Here is a 22,175-nt window from a genome sequence, read left to right as displayed (position 1 = left end):
TCACTTTTCTTTAGCCTTGTGACTTAAAATAATCATGCGCCTTCCGTGCTAACATTTTACGTTCCTCTGGCTTTTGGAGATACTCTAGAACTGTCTCCGCAATCTTTTCATGAGGGACAAAAACAATTCCCGGCCACTCTACTTCATCTTCAGGGCTACTAGATTCAGAAATAATAAATTTATGATTCGCGACAGCGTGAGAAACTCTCGGCGTTTCAAGAATACCCGTTAAATAGTAGCGTATATTTAAAATAATTTTTGCTCTCGCTATAAGTTCATTTCTGAGAATTCCCCATACATTGCTTTTAAAAATAATATTCAAATCTGGTGCAAGCCTTTTTAACTGATCAAAAACTGCTTGACGGCGCTCATTCATAGTACCGATAAATAATACATCAATGTCTTCAGAGATAGGCTTTATAAAAGTATCTGTTTTAATCTTTAAAGTAGGAGCATAATTCATTTTGACACGTTTCACTTCTTTTCCTAATTCTTTCTTTTTCAGCCAAGCAATATTTTGAGGATTGTAATCCCATACTGTTCTATTCTTTAATATATTACGATAAACTACATTATCATAAGGACATCCATCATATAGCTGCTCTAAATTATAAATAATCGCATCTTCTGGAATCTCAACAGGAGTATGGACATATGAATGTGCTCCAAAAACTATTGTATTATTCGCGTTTGTTAATAGTGTTTCTGATATAACTACCGTTTTCCCCTGCTGTTCTAATTTCCATTTTAAAGCTCTGGCAACATCAATAAAACTTCCATATGTATATGGCCATATGTAAAGGCAATAGTCATAATAACTGTTGAAATACGCTTCAAATGCTTTCACATTATTTTGGTAAAGAACTACTTCAGGATGCTCAGCCAGAAGTTTATCGGCATATTTTTTCCCAATCTTATACAATCCCGCATAGTACGCTGATATACATTTTTTCAGCTCAACAGCCTCTCTTTGACTCGGTGAGAGATCCATTTCAAGAAGGAGACTTGCAGTCAAAAAGGCTTGTAGATGATCTCGATCATAGTAATATTCCAATGCAGGTAATAGCTCATTGGGTGTATTACCATGTACTGAGGCTCCTAGTTCAACAGCCCATCTCATTAATTCCATTTTCTTTCCACTCTCCCTTCTGAGAACAAATTACATAAATTTTACATAAAAGACAAATATGATTCTTTTACTATTTATGAAAATTCTGTTTTAGTTATTCGGCTTTTCATGCAATTAATATAAGTATCCACTTCACATCCCATATAGCCAGTAAATATTAAGTTTTAATATCAAAATATAAAGTGAAACTTTAATCAGTGGGAAGTCTTCATCCCCCGCCTCTCTACCTCGTTTTCCCCTGTATCTTGAGGGAATAAAAATAAGAGTGGCCCTTGAGACCACTCTTATCAATCGTTCATTATATGATTTTCTATTTCAATTTGCGGATGGATGCTTTTTAACAAAGAAACAAATTTCCGCTTATCTTTCGGTGAGACAAGGGCTGTTTCAAATTGAGAACCATAAAGTATTTCAAGTCTATCAAAAGACAGTGCCGGAGCTGCTAGTGGATTTTTTGTTTTTGAAATTTTTCTTATCTCTTTAATTGAAATTCTTTTTTTCATCGGTCCATACCGAATGATGATTTGTGCGTCTTCTACTCTGTAACCTGTTGTAAACCAGCTCCAAATAAGAAGAATTGCAAAAGGAATGGTGAAAAATAGAAGAAAATAATCCCTGCCTGCCAGAAAAGGCGCAAAACAAGCAGCGACTACCGCTAAATAAATCGGATATAACCATGCATCTTTTTTGGATGGAAAGTACATATAAAGCCACCTCCATACCCATTATATACCAATTTATACTAGAAAACTTTCGAGACTATATACATCCATTTTGATTTTTCAACACATAAATCGAGACAGCTACCACTGCATAGATAATTACTATACACCACTGTGCAACTTACCAAGCCTCGGTAAACTCTGAAAGGGTTATACTTTTCTGGTCGAATCCAGAACCTCTAAATAGTGCTGATTGTACATAATGCCTAGGATGTTTCCAAAGGGATCGACTACGGAAGCAGTGATGAACCCCTCGCCGCGCTCTGTGGGTGCCTCGTACTCTTTCGCTCCCATAGACAGCAGCCTTTTGAAGGTTGCTGTTACATCGTCGACGTGCCAGTACACTAGAGCACCGGCTGGGCCGTTCACTGAACCATCGGGCGCGTAGCGGCTATCGATCAGGCCCAGCTCGTGCTGGTAGTCACCAAGGCGAAACTCGGCATATCCTGGACGTTCGAAGTATGGTTCGATGCCCAATAGCTCGGCGTACCACTTCTTTGCCGCCGCTAAATCATCCGTCCAAAAACTGACTGTGGTAAGTCCTCGTAATGTCTGTGCGTCGCTCATAATTGATTTCCTCCTTAGTGTTGAATAGTACGTCCCGATGCTAAACTAAATAACATCTTTTTGAATTAACTTCGATTTACTTACGAATAATCCTTTCTCTTATTCAAAAAAATGGCCCTTTAACGGAATCACATGACTAACGATTTTATTTGTACTCAACAAAAAGGAGATTCCCACTCGTTTTCTCTCTTTGAGTCCACTCGGCATGGGGCTAAAAAAGGCTCTGACCGCTTCTATCCATCGGTGGATCTCTTCCAACTAAAAAGAAAGGGGTTTATTTCGGTTTTTCAAATTGTATTTATATTAAAAAAGCTGCTAGGGTTTCTCCTAGCAGCTTACTAACTATCTATAACTACACTACAGCTCTTGCGTAACTGCTGCACTGTGTAATGGTTCCTTCTGCACACGTTTTTGCTGCTGCAACAAGAAAATAAATACACCGAACAATACGAGAATACTTCCGATAATTTGCATCATATTTAACTTCTCACCAAGTAAGAAAAACGCAAGTACCGATGCTCCAACAGGCTCTCCTAAAATACTCATTGAAATCGTTGTGGCATTCACATAATTTAATAGCCAGTTATTAATCATATGTGAAGCGGTTGGTACAATCGCAAGCAAACTGAAAATCCACCAGTCCCACGTAGAATATCCTGTAAACGGCACACTCATGATTACGTTATAAATAGCGATAAATATTCCCGCAAATGCAAACACGGTAAAGCTATAAATCCAGTGTGAAACTTTTTTTACCGTTGTTTGCCCAATGAATAAATAACCAACAACTGCAATTACACTTAAAAAGGATAAAATATCCCCGAATATCGCTTCTCTGCTTAACCCTAAATCTCCCCATCCAATGCACATTACACCAAGGATAGCAATCCCCATTGTGGCAATGGCTGAATACGTGGTTCTTTCTTTAAACAGAAAAAAACCTCCAGCTAATGATACGATTGGCTGAAGCGCTAAAATGATAGTCGAACTAGCAACAGTTGTAAACTTTAAAGATGCAAACCATAAAAGGAAATGCAGTGCTAAAAAGAATCCTGATCCTATTAAAAAACACCAATCTCGCGTTTGAATTCTGCGAAATTCTTCGCGTTTTTGCCAAACAATCGGAAGCATAAAGATAACAATAATCCATAACCGATACATGCTTAAAATTGAAAATGGTGCTGAGGACATCTTAACGAAAACAGCTGCAAATGAAATAGCTATAATGGAAATTGCTAATGGTAGTGCAATTGATTTTTCTTGTTTCAAAGTTGTTTTACCCCTCTCTCTTTAAAAATCCCCACTTCATTATATATAAACCCAATTTAATCTTTCAACATATAAATCATTGCTACGAAAAACAGAAGGTGACCTGCACTTACTTTCTCTCTTTATTTTCCCTTCGCATGGGGCAGGAAAAGGATTTGACCGCTTCTATCCATGGCGGATTCTCTCTTCCACCTAAAGATTAGGTTTTATATCGATTTTTCTTTTATCATATAAATACTAATTTTTTAGATTCTTCTTACCATTATGGTAAAATAGAAAATGAGAAGCACAGTAGTAGATGCATCCTTACATCTTCACTACCTGCGCTACCCTCACAGGGCAACTACAGCATATTTTTATTTAGGGGGATCATATATGAATCAAGCAACAGGGAGAATAGAAGAACTTTCATTTTATAGTACATCACTTCAAGAAGAGATTACACTTCTCGTCTATTTACCAGCTAATTACACGCCGCTGCACAAACACACCGTTGTAATTGCACAGGACGGGAGAGATTATTTTCAGCTTGGTAAAGCGCACCGCGTAATTGAACGTCTTCGTGAAAATGAAGAAATTGACCGAACAATTATTGTCGGTATTCCATATAAAAATGTTCACGATCGTAAAGAAAAATACTTTCCAAACGATGTAAAAAACAGCGCATATATTCGTTTCCTTGCCCACGAACTCGTTCCGTATATCGATGAAAATTATCCAACATACCAAATGGGCAAGGGTCGTGTATTAATCGGGGATTCTCTAGGCGGTACAGTGTCCTTTATGACAGCACTTATGTATCCGCATACATTTGGAAAAGTTGTTATGCAATCACCATTTGTTGATGAAACAGTGCTTAGTCTTGCAAAAGATTTTACAGAACCACACGCATTGGAAATTTATCATGTAATTGGGACGGAAGAAACCGCTGTAAAAAGAACGGATGGACAAGTTTCTGATTTTGTAGAGCCAAATCGCGAGCTGCATGCATTACTTACAGAAAGAAACTTCATCACACATTACGAAGAATTCGAAGGAAATCATACATGGAAATATTGGCAAAATGATTTACCAAAAGCATTTTCTTATATTCTATCAATGAAATAATAGGAAGCAGCGTTCAGAATTATTTGATATAATAGAAAAAGAGATTTATTTTCTCGAAATCTAACTAGACTTACAAAGGGAGGAATATACAGATGAAACTAGGCATTGTGATTTTTCCATCAAAAATGATTCAAGATAAAGCAAACGGATTGCGTAAGCGTTACGATCCGCATTATGCATTGGTTCCACCACATATCACATTAAAAACACCCTTTGAGGCACCAGATGAACAATTAGAAGCGATTGTACAAGAACTACATGCAATTGCAAACAAAACAAATCCGTTTACCCTTCATGTTGGAAAGGTAAGCTCATTTGCACCTGTTAATAATGTTATTTATTTCAAAGTAGAAAAAACACCTGAACTTACATTGTTAAATGAAGAAATGCATAAAGGATTCTTCACACAAGAGCGTGAATATGCATTCGTACCACATTTAACAATTGGACAAAATTTATCAGATGCAGAGCATGCTGATGTATTAGGTCGCTTACGTATGAAAGACTTTTATTACGAGCAACCAATCGACCGCTTCCACCTTCTATATCAATTAGAAAATGAAACATGGACAGTATATGAAACATTCCATATTGGAAAGGAGAACAACTAATTTGCAAGCACAAATCGTACAAACAGACGAACAGCTAAGAGATGCATTCTCTGTACGTAAACAAGTCTTTGTTGAAGAACAACATGTGTCTGCCGAAGAAGAATACGATGAATTTGAAGAAACTTCTAAACACATCGTTATATATGATGAGGATATTCCAGTTGGGGCAGGTCGCTTTCGCATCGTTGATCGCATCGGGAAAATAGAACGGATATGCGTCCTCTCTTCTCATCGTAAAAAAGGAATCGGAAAAATCATTATGGACGCGCTCGAAGCATATGCGAAGGAAGAGTCGCTACCAAAATTGAAACTCCATGCCCAAACACAGGCTGAATCCTTTTATAAGAAACTCGGATATCAAACTGACTCTGATGTGTTTATAGAAGCTGATATACCACATGTTGTTATGATAAAAGAATTATGATTTTCTAAACAGGAGGTAACCCCCTCCTGTTTTTTACATTGCTATTTTCTTTTTCTTCCGCTAAAGTTAAAAGTTGATGCTATAGTTTTGAAGGTGAATATATGACTCAAGAAAAGTTTTCACAAAAATCATTAACACACGCTGACGTTCCGCAAGCAACATATCATATTCCAAAAACCTCTTCCCATTTAATTATGGAAAAGGATGCGGATGCTGCTTATTTCCGTGCTTTGGAACAGCAAGGCGTCCATTTAAATGAAAAACAATTAGAAGCAGTCAGAACGACAGAAGGTCCCGTTCTTACATTAGCTGGAGCTGGGAGCGGGAAAACATCTGTTTTAACAACTCGCGTTGGCTATTTAATTAATGTAAAAAATGTTCATCCACGCAACATTTTACTGCTTACGTTTACACAAAAAGCTGCTGAAGAAATTCGAAGCCGTGTAGCAAACTTACCTGGTATGAACCATGCTGCAAGCCGCTATGTTGTCGCAGGTACATTCCATTCCGTCTTTTTAAAATTACTTCGCAGTCAAGGATACAACCAGCAGATCTTAGCAAATGAAAAACATAAACAAATTATGATAAAAAAAATCTTAAAAGAATTGCGCTTAAAAGACGATTATGACGCTGAAACGATGCTCGCAATGATTTCACTCGAAAAAAACAAATTAAATCGTCCAAAAGATGTCCAAGCAAAAACACCCGTTGAACAAGAATTTCGTGAAGTGTATGAACGTTATGAAGATGTAAAACAAAGATATGGATATATAGACTTTGACGATATCTTACTAGAAACATTCTATATGCTTGAAAATAACGCACCTTTATTAACACAATTACAAAATAGATTCCATTACATTGAAGTCGATGAATTTCAAGATACGTCGTATGCGCAATATGAGATTGTAAAACTGTTAGCTTCGCCGCGAAATAATTTATTTATCGCGGGAGATGACGATCAAGCGATATATGGCTGGCGTGGTGCAAGCCATCAAATTATCTTATCCTTTCCAAAAGAATTTGATGATACAACCATTATTGCGTTAAATACAAATTATCGTTCTAATCCTTTTATCGTGGGGCTTGGAAACGAAGTGATTAAACTCAATCAAGAACGCTTTAAAAAAGAATTATATTCCGTTCATGAAGAAGGTATACAGCCATTTTATGCGCGTCCTGCAACTACTCTTGATGAAGCAAATCAAATCCTGCAACTCATTCAAGATAAAGTAGCGAGTGGCGAACGAGAATACAAAGACTTCTGTTTGCTGTATCGTACACATTCTGTCAGCCGTTCTTTACTTGACCAGCTTACAATTCATAAAGTTCCGTTTATTAAACACGGTGCAAGCCAATCGTTCTATGAGCATTCTTTAATTAAGCCCGTACTCGATCAGCTACGTCTCGCATATGAACCGTTTCAAATCGAATCGCTCTCAAGCATATTGCCGACGATGTATATCGGCCGTGATGAATGCATCTCATTTATTGAACGTGAACAATGGAAATACGGCGAAGGAAGATTCCCTTCCCTCCTGCATTTTCTATTGCTGAACCCGAGTTTAAAACCATTCCAAGTCAAAAAAATAAACGAACGAATTGACTTCATTAAATTCATTAAAGAATTAGAACCAAAGAAAGCACTAAAAGAAATTATTAAAGGTAAAGGTAAATACTTAGAGTACTTACAAAGTAATGACCGTTCTTCCTTTACGATGCATAAAGACATCCAAGAAGAAATGCTTGAAGAACTTATGGAATCAGCAACTCGTTTTACTGATATTCCTGCTTACTTAGAATTTATTAGTGCAGCTATTCAAAGCCAAAAAGAAATGGAAGCATTAAAAACAATGCAACAAAAAGATGCCGTATCTCTTATGTCCATTCACAATGCAAAAGGACTGGAATTCCCGTGTGTCTTTTTACTCGGAGCAAGCGATGGCATACTGCCTCATTCGTCTTCTTTAAAAGATGCAAATGACCGCGTAACTGACACATCTGAAGCGTTAGAAGAAGAGAGACGGCTTATGTACGTCGCCATCACGCGTGCAAAAGAAGAACTTTATATTTCCTCCCCACAATTTTTTAGAGGAAAAAAATTAGATGTATCGAGATTTTTATATATTGCCCGGAAAGACTTACCAAAAAATCCAACACCTTAACATGTGGTGCTGGATTTTTTCATATCTTTCTCAAGTAATATCTGCTTATTGTCCAACACAATTTATAAAAATCTCCTAGACCTCACCTTTGTCTCCCGTAATATCAACTCTTCTCGACTCATATTCTAATAGTAAAAACTTGAGGATAGGGAAGTGAACAATATGACCTGTAATTCTAGCGACGAGCATGATACATACTTTGATGAAAGTTGTGTATGTAATATCGTCAAATTCATATATGAATTACAAGAATGTGCATCCACTGCTTATTTATCACAATATAATGCTCCATTCCTCCGTCCGCAATATACAGCAAAAGCAGCAAACACACGTCCATTTATTTTATTCACAAAATCAGGAGACCCATTTGAAGCATATGTTCCTTCTGCAAATAAAAATTGCCACTCTCCTATTTTCCGTGTAGAAAGTGTAGATGAAAATTGCTGCGCTGTACTTCGGGCATTAATCGTTATTATAGGTAAAGAACCTGACAAGAGCCCAAATCCCGTCTGTACTTACTTAACGATCCCGCATGCTAAATTACGTGCAACCTCTTCTTGTGTCACGGTTGATTTGCATTACTTTTGTGGTATTCAATGTTTACGTGATGCATTTGTTACAAACTGCTGAATATATAACAGCATAGTATAACCTTTTAACATATAATTTTTCTTGTCCATTAACTTCCCGATTCTTCACCATAGTATCTCAATATGTCCGCAAAATTAACCCTTCGCTATATGCCCTGCTTTAAAGGTATATAACTCTCCGATGCAATATAGCTTCATTGTCTTATTACAAAAATTCCTTTTCATATATTTTCATACAAAACAAAAACACTCACGATAACATGAGTGTTTTTTCAACCTTGATTTTGTTGATTAGAAATGTTCTTTTTCTTACCACAATTACAACCCTTTTTCTTTACGAAGCCTTGTTGCTGTAATTGCTGCGCTTGCTGTTGTTGCTGCGCTTGTTCTTCCTGTAACTGTTGTTGCATTTGCTGCCACTGTTGCATATCATATGGATTTGGTTGCAGGTTATCTTCCATAACAAACATCTCCTCTGCTGTGCAATTCTATCTATTCACTATATGAACAGCCTTTCCTTTCTGTTCACCTATTTTTATGTTATTAAAGTCCGCTTTTCCAACCAATCATCAGTTAAAAATCTCTATTCTTCAACAAATCTCCCAATTATCGTTTCAATAATAGCTGCTGCCCCTGCGAGTGCCAACAACGCTAATACAGGTTCTGCAACTTTAGGAATCCAATGATAAAAGAGAAGTAAAAATGCACTAATCCATACACCTGTACACCAATAACAACTTAACAATTCACCAATCCATTTTTGAATTCCAGTCCCCTTCACTTTCATATATGTAGAGATGGTTCCATCGTGTTCTTGAATTTGTACTTCTTCAATAAAAGGAGAGCGTATAAAGCTGGTAATTTTATCGTATACAATGAGACGCGTAAACCGAAACACAGCTAACGAAAAAATAAAGAATAAAAACCAACTATTGAAGAACATTCTTCTCATCTCCTTATTTCCATTTACCGAAACATAAAGCATATCGCAAGCGGAAGATTTTACTCTCCTTTAAATGAGGACAAATAAAGGCTTATCCTTGAAAAAAAAACATCCTATGAACCGTAACCGATTTGCTCCTATTTCAATACTCTAATAGTGTAAATGAAAACTAAATATAAGGAGTGAAATTCATGAGTTGTAAAGATGAAAGACATGATCATCACCACCACCGCTCAAACTGCGTATGTGACGTGGTAAAATTTATCGATGAATTACAAGATTGTGCTTCTTCCGCTTGCCCGACAGGCTGTGACGCTCCATTTTTAGGAGCAAATCAAGGTGCTAAATTCGCAAACACTCGCCCTTTTTTGTTATATACTACAGAAGGGGAACTTTTTTCTTCAGTATTCTTCCTAGAAAATGATCCTACAACACCAAATGATGATATCTGTGCACGTTCTCCTATTTTCCGCGTAGAGAGTGTAGATGATTGCTGTGCCGTATTACGGATATTAGTTCCACCTACACTTACACGAGAAACGTCCCAAACACCTGAGGATATTGTTTGTGCGTTTTTAAAACAAACAATACCACAATTAATCTCTACAAATTTATCCATCACAGTTGATTTAAATTGTTTCTGTGCTATTCAATGTTTACGTGATGTAAATGTTCCAGGCGTATAATCGCTTGATTAGAACAATTTGTAAAACTAAAAAACTATGAGGTGGTAGGTATTACTACCACCTTTTCTATATCCCCATAATTTGAATCGATACAATCTCTTCAAACTTCACATGAAATGTTTCAAATGTTTGTGGTGAATTAATAGATACATAACCATCTTGGTAATTGGTAATAAATCCTACGTATATATCCTTCTCTGCTATGACACGGCATTTTACATTTGGAATGTAATGCGGTCTATGCATAAAAAAATATATTTTCTCTTCATTGTTCATATCTTTAAACGATTTTCTCGTCAAATCCTTAAAAAAAACTTGAGATTTCCCATCCTTTTTTTCTTCCGCTTCCTCATCTATCACTTCTGTTGATTTTTCAGCTTCTTCTAGTCCCTCTGCCACATTTGTTACTTCTTCCACTTCTGCTACTTCTTCCACTTCTTCCACTTCTTCCACTTCTTCCATTTCTGCTACTTCTTCCACTTCTGCTACTTCTTCCACTTCTGCTACTTCCGCTAACTCAATACTTTCTGCAATATCTGAGCTTACTTGTTGATCTACCTCTTCATCCGATGTAACAGTTTCTTCTTGAATCAACTGTTCTACTTCGTCTTCTTTCACAACATTTTGCACGTTCTCCTTTTGTTCAGAAACGCTGTGATTCAATTTAATAATAAACGTTTGTTGTATACTTAACTTACCTTTCTCCAAATTAGGTTCCGCCGTATAAAGAAGCGGCTGGTTTTTTATCTCCTCAGTTTGCTTTTTAGTCAAGGTTCTCCCTCCTGTCAACAACACTTCTCTTCAAAGTATATTCCCAAAAGTGAAGAACTTGCTTTTAAATTTATAAACAATACGGAATCTACATCATTTTACATAAAGATATTTTAAGCTAAGTTTTGATAAAAAAAAGCGCCCTATTTTTAGAGCTACCCAGTACCATTATTTTCCACCTTTCATACAATATATACAAGTTAGACATTTTAAATTATTTTTATCAAAAAGATTAGGAGGAATTAATTTGAATAGGTTTAATAAACATAACTGCATACCGCTTAATTGTTTATTTCCTTTACCTGAACCCGGACCGACTGGACCGACTGGGCCGGCTGGGACTGGCGCTGGGCCTACTGGGCCGACTGGACCGACTGGGCCGACTGGACCGACTGGACCGACTGGACCGACTGGACCGACTGGACCGACTGGACCGACTGGGCCTACTGGGCCTACTGGTGGTGGTGGTGGTACTATAGTTGCATTTTCATCTGGACTGACGCCAGCTAACATGACTGTTATTGGCCCTGGGTTAATTGGTATTCCGAGTTTCATTGGATTTGGAACTGCTACTCCTGGCGCGGTCGCATTAGGTGCTAATATAAACTTGGCGGGCTTAGCCAATGAAGCATTTACCGTACCTCGTGTTGGAATTCTTGATTCAATATTTGCCAACTACACCGCGACAGGGTTTAATGTGCCTACTACTGCAACCGTTCGAGCACAATTATATATCAATCTCGCTGTCAACAATAACACCAACGTATTTACTCCATTCGGGCCTTTGGTGACATTAGCTCCAGCCATCGTAGGAATTGTAGGTTTCTTAAATGCTGATGGTAATGCAACGGGAATAAATTTACAGGTGAATCCAGGAGATCGTTTGCTAATGGTCTTTTCTTTATTAGGCGGTACTGGTTCTGTTGCTTCTCTTCTTACAGGCAACGCAAGTGCTGGCATTTCAATTCTTTAATTTAATCATCTCACCAAAAAAATCAAAAGACATCGTTACACCTTTTCGACAAAAGAGGGAGATTCTAATCCAGTAAAGATTGAACTATTGACTTAGCGGGTAGGTATGAAAAAAGAGATGTCTTTTTAGATAGCAAGAATTCGATATTCAATCGGATTCTTGCTTTTTTCTTTATTTTCTCTCTTATCGCTGTCTATGACTATGATCAGAACAATCAAGAGGCTACAAAGATTCCAAGATTCCTAAAGTGCATGTGTAATTCTTGTGAAACAATCAAATTTAGTCACCTCACAAGAAAACAAAGTAATTTAGGACTATTTCGGATTAAGACATGATTTTTTTTAAAGCGCCCCTATTTCGTAGAGAGTACCCAGTACCATTATCTTCTATTATTCATACAATGTATGGATGTTTATATTTTCATTAAATTTCATACAAAAGATTAGGAGGAATTAATTTGGATAGGTTTAATCAACATAATTGCATACCACTTAATTGTTTATTCCCTTTACCTCAACCCGGACCGACCGGACCAGCTGGGCCGACGGGGCCGACTGGACCTGCCGGAACAGGTAATACTGGGCCGACTGGACCAACCGGGCCGACGGGGCCGACCGGACCAACTGGACCGACTGGACAAGGATGTTGTCCATGTAACAACCTGCTCGACAACCCTGGATTTGATGATGCACCGACAGGGGGGGCAGATCCGGTTCCAGGTTGGAATCAGTCACCGACAGGTGCCCTTGTAGTCGGTCAGCCAAACGCTCACAGTGGCATTTTACTTTCACCAACCGGTGGCACGCCACCCACTGAGCCATTACTCCGTATCCAAGCCGTGCAGATTCAACCAGGCGCATTTATTAGCCAGACGGTCCCTGTTAACCCAGGGTGTTGCTATACGCTTTCCTTTGCCGCAGATATAAGGGATGGTGGCATACTCGTAGCCTCTGTATCTTTCCCAGCCCTTGGTCAGGATTGTCCTCCTACTATTGCGGAAATTATTGCAGATGATATCCCACACATTGTACCATCTTCACCTGCACCTCAATCTGGCTTCCAGCATTTCACTCTTGTTATATGTGTGCCTACTGGCATTCCTGTTGTAGACACAGCTTGCGTCACTTTCCAAAACGCTGCTACACCAGCCTCACTAGGAGGATCGGCCTTTGTTGACAATATCGTATTTCAACCTACTGGCGGACCTTGTGATTCATGTACGCAGAATTTCTAATTTTGACGAAGTGGCAGCTCCCTAGTGGAGCTGCCATTTACAGGCTGTGGAGAAAGTCTTCCCCACAGCCTGTTTCGTGTTTGAATACTTTTTCATCTGTCATTATGAAATCTCTATTATATATTCTCTCAGCGCTTCCTCCCATTGCCTCATAGGAGCAAAACCATTCAATTCTAGGCACAGATGCTGTAAAACCGAATAGCGTGGTCTTTCTGCTTTCACTCCATATTCTTCTGTTTTTACAGGGATGACTTTAACATCCGCTCCCATTTCCTGAAAAATACGAGTAGCAAACTCAAACCAAGAACATTCCCCCCGATTTGACACGTGGTAGGTTCCATACTGATTCGTTTGTATCATTTCGCCGGTTTTACATACTAGATCTTTTGTATAAGTAGGACACCCAATTTGATCACACACAACGCGTAGCTCCTTTTTTGTCTGAGCCAACGTCTGCATTGTCCGCACAAAATTTGGACCTTCCCTGCCATACAGCCATGATGTTCTCATAATAAAGTACCGACTGTGAAAATTTTTTACTGCTTCTTCCCCCGCTAGCTTGGAAGCACCATATACATTAAGAGGATTTGTTTGATCAAATTCGTGATAATCACGCGCTTGCATTCCATCAAATACATAATCCGTACTAAAATAAACAAGTTTCGCTCCTATTACTTCCGAAGCTACCGCTATGTTCCTTGTCCCCAATGCATTTATAGCATATGCTTCTTTCCAATTTTCTTCAGCAGCATCTACTTTTGTATACGCAGCGCAGTGAAGGACAAGATCTGGTTTTAGGTTTTTCATGATAGGATTAAGTGACGTAGCATCTGTAACATCTAATTCTTTTCTTGTAAAACTATAGAGTGTATCCCCTTTTTCTGTAAAATAAGCAATAAATTCTTTACCAAGCTGACCTCCTGCTCCTGTAACAAGTACTTTCACTTTATCTCACCTACTCTTTAATGGCTTCCACCATTGTTCATTCTTCCTATACCATTCTATTGTATCCTCTAAGCCTTTTGTAAAGGAGTATACCGGTTTCCATCCCAGTTCTCTCTGTAACTTAGACGAATCGATTGCGTACCGCCAGTCATGACCAAGGCGGTCTGGAACGAAGGATATCATATTCTTTGATTTTCCTAGCTTTTCTAAAATCATTTCCACAATCTCTATGTTTCTCTTTTCATTATTACCTCCAACATTGTATATTTCTCCGTCCCTTCCATTATGCAGAACTAAATCAATTGCCGTACAATGATCGAATACATGAAGCCAATCCCGCACGTTTTGTCCCCTCCCATATACAGGAAGTTCCTTATCTTCCATTGCATTTGTAATCATAAGCGGAATGAGTTTCTCTGGATATTGATATGGACCGTAATTGTTAGAGCAGCGTGTAACAATTACAGGAAGTTTGTACGTTTCGAAATAAGAAAGCGCAATTAAATCCGAGCTGGCTTTACTAGCAGAATAAGGGCTATTTGGTGAGACAGGAGTCTCTTCTGTAAAATAACCAGTTTCCCCTAGAGATCCGTACACTTCATCTGTTGAAATGTGAAGGAATCGCTGAATACCAAAAGTTTTAGCAGCTTCCAATAATACAGCTGTTCCTACTATGTTTGTCGTATAAAATTGCATAGGACCCTGTATACTTCTGTCTACGTGCGATTCCGCTGCAAAGTGCACAATACTATCAATTTTGTAATCTTGCATTACAGCTTGAATTTTCTCAGCATCTCTTATATCTCCTTGTATAAAGGTATAATTACTAAGAGGTTCTATATCCTTGATACTAGATAAATTGCCAGCGTATGTTAACAAATCATAATTAATAACATGGCAATCAGGATACTTCTTGAGAAAATAACGGACAAAGTTACTACCGATAAATCCTGCTCCTCCTGTGACTAGTACATTCATGTCAATGTCTCCTTAAATTGAAAGTAATGAGTTGTTTCTGTAAATTTAGGCAACATGCCATCTTTTTCTGATAAAATTGGGTTACTAACGGGCCATGAAATAGCAAATTCTTCATCATCCCATGCTATCCCACTATCACATGACGCGTCGTAAAATTCATCTACTTTATAATGTACAATTGTGTGAGGAACGAGTGTACAAAAACCATGTGCAAATCCCTTTGGTACAAGTAACAGTCGATGATTATCACCCGTTAGCAAAAATGATTGCCATTTCTTATAGGTTGGGGATCCCTTCCTCAAATCCACAATAACATCGAAAATCGCACCTTGTATAACCTGTACGAGCTTTGTTTGAGCTCTTGGTTCTAGCTGAAAATGCAGCCCTCTTATCACACCCGCTTCCTTTGAATACGATGTATTGTCCTGTACAAATTTGTGGTGAATACCGAGATGCCTCAGCACCTTTTCATTATAACTTTCCTTAAAATACCCGCGCGCATCATGAAACACACTCGGCTCAATGAACTTAACATCAGAAAGAGATGCAGGAATCGTCTTCAACTCTTCCCTCCCCCTCCATTAAACTCATCACCAAAATCTACATGTTGCGCTAATGTATTCGCTTTATACAGTGAAGGGTGCGTTCCGGCATCCGTCCACCATCCTTTCAGCGTATCGTAGGTAAGTACTCCTCTTGCCAAATACTCATTATTAATATCTGTTACTTCCAATTCTCCTCGATCAGAGGGTTTTAACTGACTGATCATCGAAAACACACTGTTATCGTACATATAAATTCCGATTACAGCATAGTTGCTCTTTGGAGAAGCCGGTTTTTCTTCAATGCATACAATCTTACCATCTTGAATATGAGGAACCCCAAAACGACGCGGGTCATCTACTTCTTTTAATAAAATTCTGGCTCCTGCCCCTTGCTTTCTGTAATTTTCTACATACGGTTTCAAGCTGTCAGAAAAAACATTATCACCTAAAACGACAATCATCTTCCCATTTCCCACAAACGTTTCGCATAACCCAAGTGCTTCAGCAATTCCTCCCGCTTTCTCTTGTACACGATATGTGAAGGCCACCCCAAAATCAGCTCCACTGCCAAGAAAACTGACTACATCACCCATATGTTCTTTCCCGGTAATGACAATAATATCTGTAATCCCGCATTCCCGAAGCTTATATACCGAGTGATAAATCATTGGATAGCGACCGACGGGAAGCAAATGTTTATTTGTGACCTTTGTAATCGGGTACAATCGAGATCCAGTTCCACCGGCAAGGATAATCCCTTTCATTTTATCCCTCCCCCTTCAAACCATTTGTATTTTTGGTTCATACACTACACCCTTCAATTTTCATACATTATCAATTTAACCTTGTAAACTCTCTGCATACCCTATATATGTGCATAATGCTTTTCTATATTCCTCTTTATCTAATTCCTTGCTTTAAAGTTGATTACTTTCTGTTAAGGGACTACTAAACAACAAGAGCTTATACACTCTCCTGTTTACCATCTGAAATATTGACACACTTACACTTAAGCTCTTGCTATCTATGGTTTTATAAAAAAGGCATATACTCTTGTATAAATACCTTTCTATACGCTTCATATGAAAGCGCATCAAAGTCATCCCCGCAATAATGTATACACCATGATTCTAATTGACTTGCTACCCCTACTTTATATCCTTTCTTAATAAACTCTAAACACTGCGAAATATCATAAAAGTGGTAGCCCGTAAACAAGTCTTCCCGCCAAGGTAAATCATATTGTGTAACCATTAACAGACCATCTACCGCTTGCACGGGCACATAAGGTATACGATGCTCGTACTGATCAAACGTAAGAGTGCGAAAAGCTCCTCTTCTCTCCTCAATAACTTTCCCAACCATCTCTTTTCCCTCCCACCATACCCCACTCTCAGGAATCTTTTTACATCCAATCATTCCAAACATACCTAATGAAGAGTCATTTTGAAATAAAGATAATACGTTAAATAAAAAATAGGGGGAAATAATGAATGTATCTTGATGTAGATAAATTTTATACTTGGCATCATGTAGCATTGCTTGATTATATCCTTGTGTCATACTCTTAGAATTACGAACCGCTAAGAATTCTATCGTATACGCTTCTGGAACGTACAAACATTGTATATGCCTCTTACATTTTTCATATAGTTGATCATCATTTATACAAGTAACAAATAAAAATGTATTTTCACTCATTATCCCAATTCACTCTCCTTAAATTTACTGTTTAAGAGCCAGTTGAAAATATAATTTGCAACTTTAAACAGCTTCATTACTTTTCATCACTGTTTAAAGTTGCATGTAATTTTGAAAGTAAACAGAGTGTAACAGCTACATTATTATTTAGAAACAGTATTTTTTATTCTCCTCAACCACTTCAACACCTTGATTACTGTGAAATTAGATTTGACTATTGTTCTAGCCATCATTTAGCTTCATTTGATAAACAATTATTTAATTTCGTCTTTTATATAAAGAAAAATACTCGCTACACACTGCTTTTTACGCTCTAACTTATCCTACGTCAGAATAACCATATGGATCTCCAAATGCCTTTAAACAACTCCTATCTTTTATTTTCCTTACACATTATATTTACTACCTACATATATATGTCTTTCGTACAAGCGATCTAGTTGAAAGCGTAAAATAAAGAAAGTTTTTTCATCACCATGGTATGTAAAAAAATAACTATCTACTAAGTTTTAGAATACCTATCATAGGAAAAGGGCTTTCTCATCAGATATAAGAAAGCCCCAGTAATTAAATATATTCTACTTTACATTTCATAATTTCGCTGTAATATTTCTTTGTTTTCTAAGACAGTTTTAAAAATTTCACTATGTCCCTTTGGAAATAGAACTCCTAATCCAAATGAATGTCTAAATTCAATAGAAGGATATTGAGTTTTTAAAGTATTCCACAATTTATAAACCCCAAATTCCCTATCCATCACAGCAATATCATGAAATAAAACAATACCCTTATCCGCTACTTTAGGTAACCACGTTTGAAAATCATGTGAAACTGCTTCATAAGAATGACACCCATCAATATGAAGAATATCAACTGTTTCATTTTGAAACATTTCTAAAGCCTCATCAAATGTATTCTGAACTAAGGTCGCTATATTAGGATAGAATTTATTGACTACTCCTTTAACTGTTTGATAAACATCTTCTCCATAAGAACCGCAATGTTGATCACCTTTCCAAGTGTCAACTGCAAAACATTTAGTTGATAAATTTCCGTCTTTCACAGCTTGACAGAAGCTATAAAACGAAGCTCCATAGTGTGTACCTAATTCAACAATTTTTTTAGGCTTCATAAATCTTACTAAATCATATCCAAAATTCAGATGTCCAGCCCATGCTGACATGCTTATCACAGTAGGATTATAATTATTTATTTCACTTAAAACATTATTATTTTTTTTCCATTCATGATGTATTAAGTCCGGATAATTTTTAAGAAATATTTGTCTTTCTTTTTCAAATCCCTCATAACTGATAATACCGCAATCATGTATGCACCACGGTGTATCTTGCTTAGGAACTCCTATATCATAACCATGATTAATAAATTCAAAACATTGAGAGACATCATAGAAATGCCACCCTTGAAATAAATCTTCTCTCCAAGAAAGATCATATTGTGTAGCCATAATTAATCCATCAATGACTTTTACCTTTTCATATTCATTTTCTACATTATACCTTCCTGTTAAAGATAATTGCCCTTTCCCTGATGGAGTATGATACACCACTCCATAAGGTTGACTGCTTTCCCACCATACTCCTTTTGGTACTGTTTTTGAACCAATTACTCCTATCATTCCTAACTTAGCATTTCGATCAAACAGTTCAATTATGTTGGATATGAATTTTTTATTAATAATGGAAACATCTTGATGTATATAGACTTTATATTTAGCATCGCTTTTTTTCATTCCTTGATTATAGCCGGACGTCATACTTTGAGCTCCTTCGATGGTCACAATTTCTATTTCATAACCCTCAGGTATTTCTAATTGTTTGATATGTTTTAAAGCTATACTGTATTCAATAGAATCGTTAACACAAGATATGAAACATATTTTCTTATCATTCATTTAATCATCACCTTAACAAATTAAATTTATTTTATCCTCTGGACAATTAAACATGAAATTCATAAATCCATACATTGAGTAATGAAATACAAAATAGATTATAAAATACTCACCGACTTTAACCCTACAACCTATATACTAGCTGTATTTCGAGTTCCAGCTTCTCTCTTGCTAAAACCCTAACCTCAGTTTATATAACACCTCCCTTTTTTGTTAATGAAAAAGGGAGGATTAGGAAACTTAACGATAACAACAATCATTTTATTTATACATGCTTCTTTTGTATCAAAAGAGGTATGATTATAAAAGATTGTTAATTATACTCTCCTAATCTATTTCTAAAAAATATAGTTTTCACGGATATGATACAACATATTTTATTTTTAATATACCTTTCATCTTACCTTGTATAAAAACCCATTAGGGTGAAAAGTTACAAAGAACTTATGTTTACTCCCATCTATAACAAACTGATTATTTTCCTTTAAAAATTCTGTTAGTGCTTCCATTGGCCCTGGTCCCCAATTTGGTAATACAGGATGACCATTTATGTTCGTATCTTCTACAACTAAATAGCTTCCTGTAGTAACTACCTCACTATATAATTTTAATTCATTCAGTACATGAGTTTTGCTGTGATCGGAGTCCAAAATTACCATAACCACATCTTCCGGATTAATCATGCTTTGTACTTTTCCCATAGCTTCAGAGGATGTTGAAGATGCTCGTAAATACGTTAATCGTGGGTGAGTAGGAAGGTTTGACTGAGGTGCTATATCAATAGAAAGAACTTGCCCTTTTTGGATTAAATCCAGCATCGATGAAAAAAACAGCGCGCTGCCTCCATCATATGTCCCACATTCAATAATAAGATCAGGCTTAATTTGATAAATTATTTCCTGATATAAAAATAAATCTAAAGGACATTTGTGAATTGGAACACCTAACCATTTGGTGCTTTTTGACCATACTAAGCTATCATAGTAATATTTATGGAACTCTTGAATAAAATCCTTCATATAAAACACCCCCTTTTAAATTTCCATTTATTTCATAAAATTACGTGACACCAAACATAATATGTTTAAAAAGAAAAATTATGAATTCATTCATTCCAGAAAGCAAAGTAACTAAGTTCAGAAAGATGCTATATAATAACACATAAGGTATAGTTCCATGCAACTTATGAAGATCTTGGCGCTGTAAAAAAATACAGATGTTCTTCGTTGTAAAGTATGCTACCTTTTCATTTCTGGGTAATTGTACCTAACATCATTTCCTCTAGGGCATTATCTTTTCTTCTAACACCCATATTCTTCATAACGTAATACAAACGGCCTATAAACATTAGAAATTATGGGTCATCTTGTTCCTTATAAAGACCTCATATTGTAATTGTCGAACTGGTGCCGTTTAAACAAGGCACGTTGGACAAAGTGACTCGCATTGTACCCGATACAGTGTAAACGAATATGATAGTCAATGACGGACATGGATTCCCAAAACTCACCAATCAACACCATAGATTAATAGATGTTTCCCACGCCCTTTCGTATGTTATTAATCGTATTTACATTAAATATGATAAAATTTAGTATACGCTTCTATGATAATTTTCAATTTTATTCTTTATGGAAAAAAGAAATCGTCTCCCTTAATCCTTGAAGCAATGAACATTTCGGTTGCCAATTCAAATATTTTTTAGCTTTATCATTTGATAAATAACTATGAATAATGTCCCCCGGTCTTTCCTCTTTGTATATTCTTTTATCTTCTATTTTCATTAAATTGCAAATTGTATCTAGCAGTTCATTAACTGAAATTTGTTGATTCGAACTAATATTACATATTTGATTGTCAGCATTTCTAAATGCCAAGAAGTTAGCATGTGCTACATCTTTAACAAAGATAAAATCTCGTGTCTGATTTCCGTCACCATATACAATTGGACTATCATTCTTAAATAAACGATCCATAAAAATGGAAATGACACCAGCTTCTCCATCTGTATTCTGCCTTGCACCATAAACATTGGAGTATCTGAGAATTGTATATTTTAAACCATAAAGCTTTGCAAATAATTGAATATATGCTTCACTGGTCAATTTTGATAAACCGTAAAATGATACAGGATTAAGATCATGGTTCTCATCAATAGGTAAGTATTGGGGATTACCGTATACAGCAGCAGTTGATGCGTAAATAATTTTTTTTACATTGTACTTTATACAAGCTTGAAGAATATTAACAGTAGCCATGACATTTTCACTGCAATCGTAAAATGGCTGTTTTACAGATTCCTGTACAGATACTTGTGCTGCTTGATGTATTACAAAATCAGGTTTTTCAACCATGAAAATTTTATCGATATTTGGATCCCTTATATCAAAATGATAGAAAGCAACTTTTGATGGAATATTATACTTATGCCCAGTAACTAAATTATCAACAACCACTGTATCTATATTGTTTTCCAATAAGAATTCAACAATATGTGAACCAATAAAGCCAGCTCCACCTGTGACTAAAGCTTTCAAATATTTGTCCTCCCTAAAAATTATATTCCCTCAAATATAAGACAACTAAAAACGTTTGATGTTCCGATTAATAGAATAATCATTTCCATAACATCAATGTTGTTACAATTTATGTTACCTATATACATTTTGATACAGTAAGCCTTATAACTCTTTAACGTCAGCTTAAAGAGAATCACAAAATTAAAGCCTACTGCATATGATAAATCTAGCGCATGCCTAATATGGTTTCCGCACATAAAGTAAAACAAAATACTTATATGCTTTACTATTGTAATTTATTACGTATATGAAGTTGCACATACCCAATAGCGCCACCATTAGATTGCAAGGCGAATGATTAAAATGAGGAGAATTTGTAAA

At 36.6% G+C, this 22,175-nt stretch carries 23 protein-coding genes and 1 pseudogene; 8 read left to right on the top strand and 16 right to left on the bottom strand.

The window, feature by feature from the left end; all coding sequences use genetic code 11:
• Nucleotides 1–10: 10 nt before the first annotated feature.
• The 4 genes from JDS96_RS12765 to JDS96_RS12750 all read right to left on the bottom strand — a co-directional run bounded on the left by JDS96_RS12765 (nt 11) and on the right by JDS96_RS12750 (nt 3,687).
• Nucleotides 11–1,129: a CgeB family protein gene (locus tag JDS96_RS12765; protein WP_199667046.1), complete on the bottom strand. Its 1,119-nt coding sequence runs from the start codon at nt 1,127–1,129 to the stop codon at nt 11–13.
• A gap of 287 nt (nt 1,130–1,416) precedes the next feature.
• Nucleotides 1,417–1,833: a PH domain-containing protein gene (locus JDS96_RS12760; RefSeq protein WP_199667045.1), complete on the bottom strand. Its 417-nt coding sequence runs from the start codon at nt 1,831–1,833 to the stop codon at nt 1,417–1,419.
• A gap of 168 nt (nt 1,834–2,001) precedes the next feature.
• Nucleotides 2,002–2,418 (bottom strand): VOC family protein, encoded by a 417-nt coding sequence (locus tag JDS96_RS12755; RefSeq protein WP_097794799.1) that lies wholly within the window; start codon nt 2,416–2,418, stop codon nt 2,002–2,004.
• Between the two features lie 357 nt (nt 2,419–2,775).
• Nucleotides 2,776–3,687: a DMT family transporter gene (locus JDS96_RS12750; RefSeq protein WP_199667044.1), complete on the bottom strand. Its 912-nt coding sequence runs from the start codon at nt 3,685–3,687 to the stop codon at nt 2,776–2,778.
• Between the two features lie 375 nt (nt 3,688–4,062).
• Here JDS96_RS12750 and JDS96_RS12745 point away from each other — a divergent pair, with 375 nt between their 5' ends.
• The 5 genes from JDS96_RS12745 (at nt 4,063) to JDS96_RS12725 (ending at nt 8,624) form a co-directional block, all read left to right on the top strand.
• On the top strand, nt 4,063–4,794 hold the full coding sequence (locus JDS96_RS12745; RefSeq protein WP_006093975.1) for an alpha/beta hydrolase: 732 nt from the start codon (nt 4,063–4,065) through the stop codon (nt 4,792–4,794).
• Between the two features lie 92 nt (nt 4,795–4,886).
• A complete protein-coding gene (locus JDS96_RS12740; protein ID WP_003195963.1) occupies nt 4,887–5,405 on the top strand; it encodes a YjcG family protein in 519 nt (172 codons plus the stop codon).
• 1 nt (nt 5,406) lies between these two features.
• Nucleotides 5,407–5,829 (top strand): GNAT family N-acetyltransferase, encoded by a 423-nt coding sequence (locus JDS96_RS12735; RefSeq protein ID WP_199667043.1) that lies wholly within the window; start codon nt 5,407–5,409, stop codon nt 5,827–5,829.
• Nucleotides 5,830–5,930: 101 nt separating this feature from the next.
• On the top strand, nt 5,931–7,994 hold the full coding sequence (locus JDS96_RS12730) for an ATP-dependent helicase (protein WP_199667042.1): 2,064 nt from the start codon (nt 5,931–5,933) through the stop codon (nt 7,992–7,994).
• A 162-nt stretch (nt 7,995–8,156) separates the two neighbouring features.
• Nucleotides 8,157–8,624, top strand: a complete 468-nt coding sequence (locus JDS96_RS12725) for a CotY/CotZ family spore coat protein (RefSeq protein WP_018764045.1) — start codon at nt 8,157–8,159, stop codon at nt 8,622–8,624.
• Between the two features lie 232 nt (nt 8,625–8,856).
• On the opposite strand, the gene JDS96_RS12720 is transcribed toward JDS96_RS12725, so the two are convergent.
• Both JDS96_RS12720 and JDS96_RS12715 read right to left on the bottom strand, forming a co-directional pair.
• Nucleotides 8,857–9,054 (bottom strand): hypothetical protein, encoded by a 198-nt coding sequence (locus JDS96_RS12720; protein WP_003195959.1) that lies wholly within the window; start codon nt 9,052–9,054, stop codon nt 8,857–8,859.
• A gap of 113 nt (nt 9,055–9,167) precedes the next feature.
• Entirely contained in the window at nt 9,168–9,527 is a 360-nt protein-coding gene (locus tag JDS96_RS12715; protein ID WP_098187859.1) for a DUF1360 domain-containing protein, read from the bottom strand.
• 191 nt (nt 9,528–9,718) lie between these two features.
• Here JDS96_RS12715 and JDS96_RS12710 point away from each other — a divergent pair, with 191 nt between their 5' ends.
• The gene (locus JDS96_RS12710) at nt 9,719–10,213 is read left to right on the top strand and encodes a CotY/CotZ family spore coat protein (protein WP_003195957.1); all 495 of its coding nucleotides are present in this window, start codon (nt 9,719–9,721) and stop codon (nt 10,211–10,213) included.
• Nucleotides 10,214–10,279: 66 nt separating this feature from the next.
• On the opposite strand, the gene JDS96_RS12705 is transcribed toward JDS96_RS12710, so the two are convergent.
• Complete coding sequence (locus tag JDS96_RS12705) at nt 10,280–10,984, bottom strand: CotO family spore coat protein (protein WP_199667041.1); 705 nt, start codon at nt 10,982–10,984, stop codon at nt 10,280–10,282.
• A gap of 247 nt (nt 10,985–11,231) precedes the next feature.
• Here JDS96_RS12705 and JDS96_RS12700 point away from each other — a divergent pair, with 247 nt between their 5' ends.
• Both JDS96_RS12700 and JDS96_RS12695 read left to right on the top strand, forming a co-directional pair.
• Nucleotides 11,232–11,957, top strand: a complete 726-nt coding sequence (locus JDS96_RS12700) for an exosporium glycoprotein BclB-related protein (protein WP_199667040.1) — start codon at nt 11,232–11,234, stop codon at nt 11,955–11,957.
• 457 nt (nt 11,958–12,414) lie between these two features.
• Nucleotides 12,415–13,191, top strand: coding sequence for a carbohydrate binding domain-containing protein (locus tag JDS96_RS12695; RefSeq protein ID WP_199667039.1), 777 nt, complete (start codon nt 12,415–12,417; stop codon nt 13,189–13,191).
• 102 nt (nt 13,192–13,293) lie between these two features.
• Here the strand turns inward: JDS96_RS12695 and rfbD are convergent, their stop codons facing one another.
• From rfbD to JDS96_RS12655, 9 genes and pseudogenes are all read right to left on the bottom strand, one after another.
• Nucleotides 13,294–14,136: a dTDP-4-dehydrorhamnose reductase gene (gene rfbD / locus JDS96_RS12690; RefSeq protein WP_199667038.1), complete on the bottom strand. Its 843-nt coding sequence runs from the start codon at nt 14,134–14,136 to the stop codon at nt 13,294–13,296.
• Nucleotides 14,137–14,142: 6 nt separating this feature from the next.
• Nucleotides 14,143–15,114, bottom strand: a complete 972-nt coding sequence (gene rfbB / locus JDS96_RS12685) for a dTDP-glucose 4,6-dehydratase (protein WP_018764038.1) — start codon at nt 15,112–15,114, stop codon at nt 14,143–14,145.
• The gene (gene rfbC, locus JDS96_RS12680) at nt 15,111–15,677 is read right to left on the bottom strand and encodes a dTDP-4-dehydrorhamnose 3,5-epimerase (RefSeq protein WP_018764037.1); all 567 of its coding nucleotides are present in this window, start codon (nt 15,675–15,677) and stop codon (nt 15,111–15,113) included. Before rfbC ends, rfbB begins: the two co-directional genes overlap by 4 nt.
• Nucleotides 15,674–16,423 carry a sugar phosphate nucleotidyltransferase gene (locus tag JDS96_RS12675; protein ID WP_003203906.1) on the bottom strand — a complete coding sequence of 250 codons (750 nt, stop codon included), beginning with the start codon at nt 16,421–16,423 and terminating at the stop codon, nt 15,674–15,676. Before JDS96_RS12675 ends, rfbC begins: the two co-directional genes overlap by 4 nt.
• Before the next feature lie 268 nt (nt 16,424–16,691).
• The gene (locus JDS96_RS12670; RefSeq protein ID WP_018764036.1) at nt 16,692–17,360 is read right to left on the bottom strand and encodes a glycosyltransferase family protein; all 669 of its coding nucleotides are present in this window, start codon (nt 17,358–17,360) and stop codon (nt 16,692–16,694) included.
• 583 nt (nt 17,361–17,943) lie between these two features.
• The gene (locus JDS96_RS32070) at nt 17,944–18,615 is read right to left on the bottom strand and encodes a class I SAM-dependent methyltransferase (RefSeq protein WP_051107050.1); all 672 of its coding nucleotides are present in this window, start codon (nt 18,613–18,615) and stop codon (nt 17,944–17,946) included.
• 21 nt (nt 18,616–18,636) lie between these two features.
• Nucleotides 18,637–19,275: pseudogene (locus JDS96_RS32065) on the bottom strand (glycosyltransferase family protein); the annotation flags it as partial.
• Between the two features lie 395 nt (nt 19,276–19,670).
• Complete coding sequence (locus tag JDS96_RS12660; RefSeq protein WP_018764034.1) at nt 19,671–20,294, bottom strand: CmcI family methyltransferase; 624 nt, start codon at nt 20,292–20,294, stop codon at nt 19,671–19,673.
• A gap of 603 nt (nt 20,295–20,897) precedes the next feature.
• Nucleotides 20,898–21,812: an NAD-dependent epimerase/dehydratase family protein gene (locus tag JDS96_RS12655; protein ID WP_199667037.1), complete on the bottom strand. Its 915-nt coding sequence runs from the start codon at nt 21,810–21,812 to the stop codon at nt 20,898–20,900.
• Between the last annotated feature and the right edge of the window lie 363 nt (nt 21,813–22,175).

Origin of the sequence: Bacillus cereus group sp. N21 (genome assembly GCF_016483395.1) — a bacterium.
Taxonomy (GTDB): domain Bacteria; phylum Bacillota; class Bacilli; order Bacillales; family Bacillaceae_G; genus Bacillus_A; species Bacillus_A pseudomycoides.
The sequence above is the reverse complement of the archived record's forward strand: the minus strand, read 5'-3'. Positions and strand labels throughout refer to the sequence as shown.